Annotated in this window: 9 protein-coding genes; all 9 read left to right on the top strand. The window is 65.2% G+C overall.

Going from position 1 to position 7,760, the window contains the following annotated elements; all coding sequences use genetic code 11:
• The first annotated feature begins 63 nt into the window (after positions 1-63).
• The 9 genes from IPV10_RS16490 (at position 64) to IPV10_RS16450 (ending at position 7,353) form a co-directional block, all read left to right on the top strand.
• Positions 64-543 carry a cupin domain-containing protein gene (locus IPV10_RS16490; protein WP_025104937.1) on the top strand — a complete coding sequence of 160 codons (480 nt, stop codon included), beginning with the start codon at positions 64-66 and terminating at the stop codon, positions 541-543.
• A 400-nt stretch (positions 544-943) separates the two neighbouring features.
• Positions 944-1,309 (top strand): metalloregulator ArsR/SmtB family transcription factor, encoded by a 366-nt coding sequence (locus tag IPV10_RS16485; protein WP_207485713.1) that lies wholly within the window; start codon positions 944-946, stop codon positions 1,307-1,309.
• Complete coding sequence (locus IPV10_RS16480) at positions 1,306-2,310, top strand: cation diffusion facilitator family transporter (protein ID WP_207485711.1); 1,005 nt, start codon at positions 1,306-1,308, stop codon at positions 2,308-2,310. The genes IPV10_RS16485 and IPV10_RS16480 overlap by 4 nt, the downstream gene beginning before the upstream one ends.
• Before the next feature lie 103 nt (positions 2,311-2,413).
• Positions 2,414-2,695 carry a metal-sensitive transcriptional regulator gene (locus IPV10_RS16475; protein ID WP_207485709.1) on the top strand — a complete coding sequence of 94 codons (282 nt, stop codon included), beginning with the start codon at positions 2,414-2,416 and terminating at the stop codon, positions 2,693-2,695.
• Positions 2,696-2,727: 32 nt separating this feature from the next.
• On the top strand, positions 2,728-3,057 hold the full coding sequence (locus IPV10_RS16470; RefSeq protein WP_207485707.1) for a heavy-metal-associated domain-containing protein: 330 nt from the start codon (positions 2,728-2,730) through the stop codon (positions 3,055-3,057).
• 54 nt (positions 3,058-3,111) lie between these two features.
• Positions 3,112-5,232, top strand: coding sequence for a heavy metal translocating P-type ATPase (locus tag IPV10_RS16465; protein WP_207485705.1), 2,121 nt, complete (start codon positions 3,112-3,114; stop codon positions 5,230-5,232).
• 51 nt (positions 5,233-5,283) lie between these two features.
• On the top strand, positions 5,284-5,745 hold the full coding sequence (locus tag IPV10_RS16460) for a DUF6153 family protein (protein WP_207485703.1): 462 nt from the start codon (positions 5,284-5,286) through the stop codon (positions 5,743-5,745).
• Between the two features lie 82 nt (positions 5,746-5,827).
• Positions 5,828-6,427: a DUF305 domain-containing protein gene (locus IPV10_RS16455; RefSeq protein ID WP_207485701.1), complete on the top strand. Its 600-nt coding sequence runs from the start codon at positions 5,828-5,830 to the stop codon at positions 6,425-6,427.
• A gap of 128 nt (positions 6,428-6,555) precedes the next feature.
• Positions 6,556-7,353 carry a F510_1955 family glycosylhydrolase gene (locus IPV10_RS16450; protein ID WP_242685084.1) on the top strand — a complete coding sequence of 266 codons (798 nt, stop codon included), beginning with the start codon at positions 6,556-6,558 and terminating at the stop codon, positions 7,351-7,353.
• The last annotated feature ends 407 nt before the right edge of the window (positions 7,354-7,760 follow it).

Genomic DNA, 7,760 nt, shown 5'->3' with positions numbered 1-7,760 from the left:
TTGACTCCCCCCGAAAGATGATGCTGACTTGGACTCGAAGTCCGAGCACGAAAGGAGAACACAATGACCATCAACGACATCGGGCCCCGCCCGAACGCGTTCGACATCGAAGAGGCCACCCGGCGGAACGAGAACTACCGCAGCGTGGCGTGGACCGGGAAGTATTTGCAGGTCACGCTGATGTCTATCCCGGTCGGGGAGTCCATCGGCCTGGAGGTCCACCAGAACACCGATCAGTTCCTGCGCCTCGATGCCGGACAGGGCAGGGCCGTCATGGGCCCGGCCAAGGACCGGCTCGACTTCGAGCAAAACGTCTCGGATGGGTGGTCTGTCCAGGTCCCCGCCGGCACCTGGCATGACGTGATCAACACTGGCGACGAACCGCTGCGCCTCTACGCGATTTATGCCCCGGTGCACCACGCACCTGGCATCACCCAGAGAACCAGCGACAAGGCAGAACAAGACGAAGCGACCGGTAAGGACGAGCCTCCCGCATGGACCGTCCAGCCCGAGGACAGCGCGCCGGACGAGCACGCCAACTGACGTCTACTTGTGTCACCGCTCCGTAAGGATGTTGCGGACGAGGATCGTCTTGGTCCACCCCGGGCAGCGCGCCCCGCCGCCGCGTGAAGACATCGGCCGGTCTCGACCGGCCGATGTCTTCACGCTCCCGCCCCTCACGCTGGTAGGTCTGACGATCACGGATGTCGAGGACCTCGACTGGGCCTCGTGTCAGAGTGTCGGCAAGGCCGCATGGTTCCTCGGGCAGGCCAACACTGTGCCCTGTCTGCGACACCGTGCGATCACAGAACGCCGCCACAAAGCGTCAAACTCCACATTTCGGCGGATCGATTCTCGGCGTGTCGCGTACCTCATGGGCGACGTCGCCTGGCCCACCGAAAACGATCGTTTACGGCAGGTCGCAGACCTGTAGTATCTGCGTATGAGTGCAGATAAGCAGATGTGCGGCTATCGTTCGGACAGCTCTTTCGTCGAGCTGGCCGTGGAGGTGTTCGGGATGCTGGCTGATGCCACCCGTGTGCGGGTCATCCTCGCCCTCCAAGAGGCCTCCGAGCTGTCGGTCAACAGCCTGGCCGATGCCGTCGGCAAGTCGCCGGCCGCGGTGTCGCAGCACCTCGCGAAACTTCGGCTGGCTCGTATCGTCTCCACGCGGCAGGACGGGCAGAAGGTGTTCTACCGGCTCGAGAACGAGCATGCGTCCCGGCTGGTCGCCGACGCGATCTTCCAGGCCGAGCACTCGCTGGGAGGCACGCCACACCACCACCGCGGGGATCGGACGAGCGAATGACTCCGGCGCGCGAACATTCGCACTCGGCCCACCACACGCACGATCACGAGCACGAGCATCACCAACATCCGACGGGCTTCCGAGGATTCCTCCACGGACTCTTCGTCCCCCATTCGCACGACGCGGCGGACTCCATCGACGACGCGTTGGAGGCGAACAGGTCCGGCATCCGCACTCTGAAGATCAGCCTCCTCCTCCTGCTCGTCACGACCGTCCTCCAGGCGGCGGTCGTGCTCTTCAGCGGCTCGGTCGCACTCCTGGCCGACACCGTCCACAACTTCGCCGACGCGCTCACCGCGGTGCCGCTATGGGTCGCATTCGTCCTCGGACGACGTGCGGCCACGCGCCGCTACACCTACGGATTCGGACGAGCGGAAGACCTCGCCGGGCTCTTCATCGTGTTCGTGGTCGCACTCTCGGCGATCGTCGCCGCCTGGCAGTCCATCGACCGCATCATCAACCCGCAGCCGCTCACGAACATCGGCTGGGTGATCGCCGCCGGAGTCGTCGGGTTCGTCGGCAACGAGATCGTCGCGATGTACCGCATCCGCGTGGGACGGCGGATCGGCTCCGCCGCCCTCGTCGCCGACGGCGTTCATGCGCGCACCGACGGCTTCACCTCGCTCGCCGTCGTGGCTGGCGGCGTGGGCGTACTCCTCGGCTTCCCTCTCGCGGACCCCATCGTCGGACTGATCATCTCCGCCGCGATCTTCGTCCTGCTGATCGGGACCGTGCGCAGCGTCGGTCGCCGCCTGCTGGACGGTGTCGAGCCCGAGCTCGTGGAGAGGGTCGCGCACGCCCTCGATCACGTCGACGGCATCGAGAGCGTCGATCGCATCCGGTTGCGGTGGAACGGTCATCGGCTGGAAGGCGACACGATCCTCTCGATCGATGCGCATGCCACGCGCGAGCAGCTCGACGAGATCACCCAGCGCGCCAGCCGGAGCGTTCACACCCATCTCCCCAACCTGGACGAGTTCCTCATCAGCACCCGTAGCTGACTCATCGCATTCACCTCACGCGATGAAGGCGGCGTCGCAGCCTGACCCCGGGAATGTATCGGACCCCCTGGAGTTTTATACCCCCAGGGGGTATTCTATGGGTGTGAACGGTTACGACGACAACAAGGCTGATCTGCGTAAGCGGTTGAGTCGCGTCGAGGGTCAAGTGCGAGGGATCGCACGGATGGTCGACGAAGACAAGTACTGCATCGACATCCTCACCCAAGTTTCTGCGGCGACGAGAGCGCTCGAAACGGTGGCGTTGTCACTGCTGAGCGACCATCTGAGTCATTGCGTTGCCGAGGCCAGCGCGGAGGGTGGCGAGGTTGCGGCGGAGAAGGTCCGCGAGGCTAACGAAGCCATTGCGCGCCTGGTCCGTTCATAACCACCACGTCTGTCTATTTGAAGGAGCACACGATGACTGATCGCATTGAACTCGGACTGAAGGATGCAGGCGCTGGGTGCGCGTGCTGCGCTGTCCCCTCGAACACCGAGGCATCCGCGCCCGCCGCCGCTTTGTCCGCGTCCTCAGAAGAGGTTTTCGTTGCGGGGATGACGTGCTCGCACTGCGTGTCAAGCGTCAGTGAGGAGCTGGCGGCTGTGGCCGGTATCGAGTCCGTCGACATCGATCTGAATGCCGGCGGCATCTCCCGCGTGACCATCCACAGCGCAGCACCTGTCGATCCTGCTGCTGTGAGGGCTGCGGTCGAAGAGGCCGGGTATACCCTCGCGACCAGCCAGGCCTGAGTCGCTATCCGTCTGCACCCGGCTCCCCCGGGCGCATCCGAGTAAGGAGTTCCGATGAGCCAGCATGAAGAACATAGCCATCACGCCGCACACGAGAACCACGGCAGCGCGCCGACAACGGAGCATGACCACGCGGCGATGAGCCACGATCACGACACTTCGCCAGAACATGGCGGCCATGGTGGGCACGGCGGACATGGTGGGCACGGTGATCATGTGGGCCAGTTCCGACGGTTGTTCTGGATCATGCTGGTTCTCGCGGTTCCTGTCGTCGGCTTCTCGGCGATGTTCTCGATGCTGCTCGGATACCCGCTGCCGGATGCCGCCTGGGTCGGCTGGATCTCCCCGGTTCTCGGAACGGTCATGTACGTGTGGGGCGGGGCCCCGTTCCTCACCGGCGCCGTGAGCGAGCTTCGTGCGCGCAAGCCCGGAATGATGCTGCTGATCGCCCTCGCGATCACGGTCGCGTTCCTCGCGTCATGGGGCGCGAGCCTGGGCCTGCTGCACCACGAGCTGGACTTCTGGTGGGAGCTGGCGCTGCTGATCGTGATCATGCTTCTCGGCCATTGGATCGAGATGCGCTCTCTCGCTCAGACGACGTCGGCGCTGGATTCACTTGCCGCTTTGCTGCCGGATGAGGCGGAGAAGGTGGAGGGCGTCGCGACGATCACTGTTGCGCCTGCTGATCTGTTGGTGGGGGATGTCGTTGTGGTGCGCCCCGGCGGACGGGTCCCCGCGGACGGGCGGATCGTGCAGGGCTCGGCGAGCATGGATGAGTCGATGATCACCGGAGAATCACGGCCCGTGCGCCGTAGCGACGGCGATCAGGTCATCGCCGGCACCGTCGCGACCGATTCCGGTGTGCGGGTGGAGATCACCGCCATCGGCGAGGACACCGCTCTCGCGGGCATCCAGAAACTGGTGACCGAAGCGCAGAGTTCGTCGTCGCGGGCGCAGCGGCTCGCGGACAAAGCGGCAGGCTGGTTGTTCTGGTTCGCACTCGGCGCAGCCGCGATCACCGCGATCGTGTGGACGGTCGTCGGTCTGCCCGACGCCGCGGTGATCCGCACGATCACCGTGCTGGTGATCGCCTGCCCGCACGCTCTTGGCTTGGCGATCCCGCTCGTCGTGTCAATCGCGACCGAGCGGGCCGCTCGTGGGGGCGTTCTGATCAAGGATCGTCTCGCGCTGGAGAGCATGCGCACGGTCGATACCGTCCTGTTCGACAAGACCGGCACGCTGACGAAGGGCACGCCCGCCGTCACCGCGATCGATCCTGTCTCGGGGATCGAGGCCGATCAGTTGCTGGCGTGGGCTGCGGCCGCAGAAGCGGATTCCGAGCACCCCCTCGCGCGCGCGATCGTGAACGCGGCGAAGGAGAAGACGCTCCCTGTCCCGTCCTCGTCGGACTTCGAGTCGTCCCCAGCTGTCGGGGTTCGTGCGCATGTCGATGGCCACGTCGTGCAGGTCGGCGGGCCGTACATGCTCGAGCAGGAGCACGCCCAGGAGCTGGCTGTTGCCGACGAGTGGCGCAATGAGGGTGCGATCATCCTCCACGTACTCGTCGACGGTCAGGTCGCGGGCGCGCTGCGCTTGGCGGATGAGATCCGCTCGGAGTCGCGTCATGCCGTCGAGGCCCTTCACGAGCGGGGTGTACAGGTGGTCATGATCACCGGTGATGCCGACGCGGTGGCCGCCTCCGTGGCGGGCGAGCTGGGTATCGACCGGTACTTCGCCGGGGTGCGACCGGAGGACAAGGCCTCGAAGGTGAAAGAACTGCAGGGCGAGGGCCGCAAGGTCGCGATGGTCGGAGACGGTGTGAACGACGCCCCCGCGCTCGCGCAAGCGGATGTCGGTATCGCGATCGGCGCGGGAACGGACGTCGCGATCGCCTCGGCCGGGGTCATCCTCGCCAGCGACGACCCCCGGTCTGTGCTGTCGGTGATCGAACTGTCACGGGCTAGTTACCGGAAGATGAAGCAGAACCTCTGGTGGGCCGCCGGCTACAACCTGCTCTCCGTCCCGCTCGCGGCCGGCGTGCTCGCCCCCATCGGGTTCGTGCTCCCGATGTCCGTGGGGGCAGTGCTGATGTCCCTGTCGACCATCGTCGTCGCGCTCAACGCACAGCTGCTGCGCCGGCTGGATCTCCGCCCGGACGCAGTAGCGGGCAAGTAGCAAGAAACGGTCAGGGTGACGGACGTAGGCTGAGGAGAACGGGAGGTGAGTATGTCGCTGATCAACATCGCACAACAGGTGCGGGGACCGCGCACGCTCACCCACACCGTCTTAGCCGTCCTCGCGATAGCCGTGGGCGTCATCGCCGGTCTGCTAGCGATGCACTCCTTCAACTCGCACGCGACCTCCGCAAGCCACCACGACACCGTCGCAGTCAGCACTCAATCCGGAGCGGCCGACCAGCACCACGACACATCCGAAGCCGCCGCCCTGCCGGACTCACCGACAGCGGCAGCGGGATGCGCGACGTGTGGGGGCGGGGATCCGATGACGTGGATGGCGTGCGTCCTCGCACTCCTGGTCGCCACGATCCTGCTCGGGCGGATCGGGCTCGGCTGGCGGCATGCCACCCTGATCACGGCACTCGTGGCCGCGACGACCCGTTGGCCCGCCCGTGCCCACGCGCTTCCGCCACCGCCCTCTCTCACGGTTCTCTGCATCAGTCGCACGTGATGACGCGCTAGCCCCCTTTGCGGGCACGCGCCCCTGGCACCGGCAATAGCCGGGCCTCATCACCGACCCTTGGAGAACACTCATGAAGATTCGACCCGCGGCGATCGCCGCACTCACCCTCACTGCCCTTCTCGCCCTCACGGGCTGCGCCGGAAACACCGGTTCCGGCGACGGCATGGAAGGCATGGACCACGGCGGCAGCTCGTCCGCGCCCACCGACACAGCGGACGCGAATGACGCCGACATCATGTTCGCCAGCATGATGAAGGAGCACCACGCACAAGCCATCGAGATGTCCGACGTCCTTCTCAGCAAAGACGGCGTCGATGAGCGCGTGGTCGCTCTCGCCGAAGAGATCAAGGCCGCTCAGGATCCGGAGATCCAGAAGATGGACCAGTGGCTCGAAGACTGGGGCGCGGAGATGGACAGCATGGAGGGCATGGATCACGGCAGCGGCATGATGTCTGAGGAAGACATGCAGGCCCTCGAAGATGCCACCGGTCCCGATGCGGGGCGTCTGTTCCTTGAGCAGATGATCCAGCACCACGAGGGCGCTGTCGACATGGCGCAGAACGAAGTCGACAACGGTCAGAACAGCGACGCCGTCGCACTCGCTGAGACGATCATCGACGCGCAGACCGAAGAGATCGCCACCATGAAGGAGATCCTCGCAACTCTGTGACCCATGGGTGGGGTGCGGGATTCCCGCACCCCACCTAGAGATCTGTTGCGCACACCATCATGCGAACCCTCAAGAAATCCACCCTGCCCCCTCCCCGCCTGCGACGTCGCGGAGCACTCACGATCGCTATGACGATCGCAGCCAGCATCGTGCTGGCCGGGTGCACCGCACCCGCCGAGCCCACCACCGGACACGACCACGCCACGTCCATCAGCCACGTTCACGCGATCGTGCCCAACCCCGCAGAGGACGGGTACCTCCTGGGCGCCCATGACGGGATCTACACGGCCACGCCGGATGGCGAGGTCGGCTCCCGTATCGAGACGACCGACTTCGACGCGATGGGCCTCATCACCGTCGGTGACGCTCTCCTCGCGTCCGGGCATCCCGGACCGACCACGGCCCCAGAACTCGGCTCCCCCAACCTCGGAATCATCCGGAGCGACGACAGCGCCAGATCTTGGACGCCCGTCTCATTCACCGGCGAGAAAGACTTCCACGTCCTTGCCGCCGGGAAGAACGACACCCTCTACGGGATCGCCTCGGACTCCGCGGAGCTCCTCCGCTCCGACGATCTCGGTGAGACCTGGTCGCCGGTCGGAGAAATTCTGGCGTTCAGCCTCGTCCTCGACAACGCGGGAGAACTGATCGCTGCCACCCCTGACGGGCTGCAAATCAGCACTGATGAGGGCGCCTCCTTCGCACCCCTGAACGACGCACCTGCGCTCTACCTCCTCGCCGTATCGCCTGACGGCAAACAGCTGGTCGGTGTCGGCCGCGGCGGACAGATCTGGGCCAGCACAGGATCCAATGCCGAGTGGGTTCCCGCCGGCGTCACCCACGGCTCCGCACAAGCGCTCGCGACTACAAACGACGGCGCAATACTGGTCTTCGACGACAGTGGGTTGACCGCGATAGACAACTAGACGCGACGGAGATTTCTCCAAGAGAACGGCGCTCACCACCCCAGGTCCGCCGAAAGTGCCCGCCGTTAGGAGGTTTCGACAGACCATAGCGGCGGGCCTTCGAGCGCCGAACAACTACGTCTGCCGCAAACGATCGTTTACGGCGGGGCAGCATGGATCAAGCTGTTGAGAACAGCCAGGGGGAATGCGGATTCGCCATAGACAGCTTCAGCTGCGACGAACAGGCTGCTGCAACTCCGTCGCCCAATCGGATCGGTTCTCCGAGATCGCCCGGACATAGAGTTCCCGACACGGCCCTGAATGGACAAGCCCTCGAGCGTCGGGGTTCTTCGTGGGACGAGTTCAGCGTATGACGAGCGAGGGCCGGTGGGGAGTGGCGCATACGGCAGTATTGCTATTGTTTACGT

It is taken from the genome of Microbacterium sp. SD291 (genome assembly GCF_017355365.1).
Classification (GTDB): Bacteria; Actinomycetota; Actinomycetes; order Actinomycetales; family Microbacteriaceae; genus Microbacterium.
This window is presented reverse-complemented; position numbering and strand designations above follow the sequence as displayed.

Excerpts from the sequence above, each read along its gene's own strand:
- IPV10_RS16455 (WP_207485701.1), top strand. The coding sequence starts at position 5,828 with ATGAAGATTCGACCCGCGGCGATCGCCGCACTCACCCTCACTGCCCTT.
- IPV10_RS16490 (WP_025104937.1), top strand. The coding sequence starts at position 64 with ATGACCATCAACGACATCGGGCCCCGCCCGAACGCGTTCGACATCGAA.
- IPV10_RS16465 (WP_207485705.1), top strand. The coding sequence starts at position 3,112 with ATGAGCCAGCATGAAGAACATAGCCATCACGCCGCACACGAGAACCAC.
- IPV10_RS16470 (WP_207485707.1), top strand. The coding sequence starts at position 2,728 with ATGACTGATCGCATTGAACTCGGACTGAAGGATGCAGGCGCTGGGTGC.
- IPV10_RS16450 (WP_242685084.1), top strand. The coding sequence starts at position 6,556 with ATGACGATCGCAGCCAGCATCGTGCTGGCCGGGTGCACCGCACCCGCC.
- IPV10_RS16485 (WP_207485713.1), top strand. The coding sequence starts at position 944 with ATGAGTGCAGATAAGCAGATGTGCGGCTATCGTTCGGACAGCTCTTTC.
- IPV10_RS16480 (WP_207485711.1), top strand. The coding sequence starts at position 1,306 with ATGACTCCGGCGCGCGAACATTCGCACTCGGCCCACCACACGCACGAT.
- IPV10_RS16460 (WP_207485703.1), top strand. The coding sequence starts at position 5,284 with ATGTCGCTGATCAACATCGCACAACAGGTGCGGGGACCGCGCACGCTC.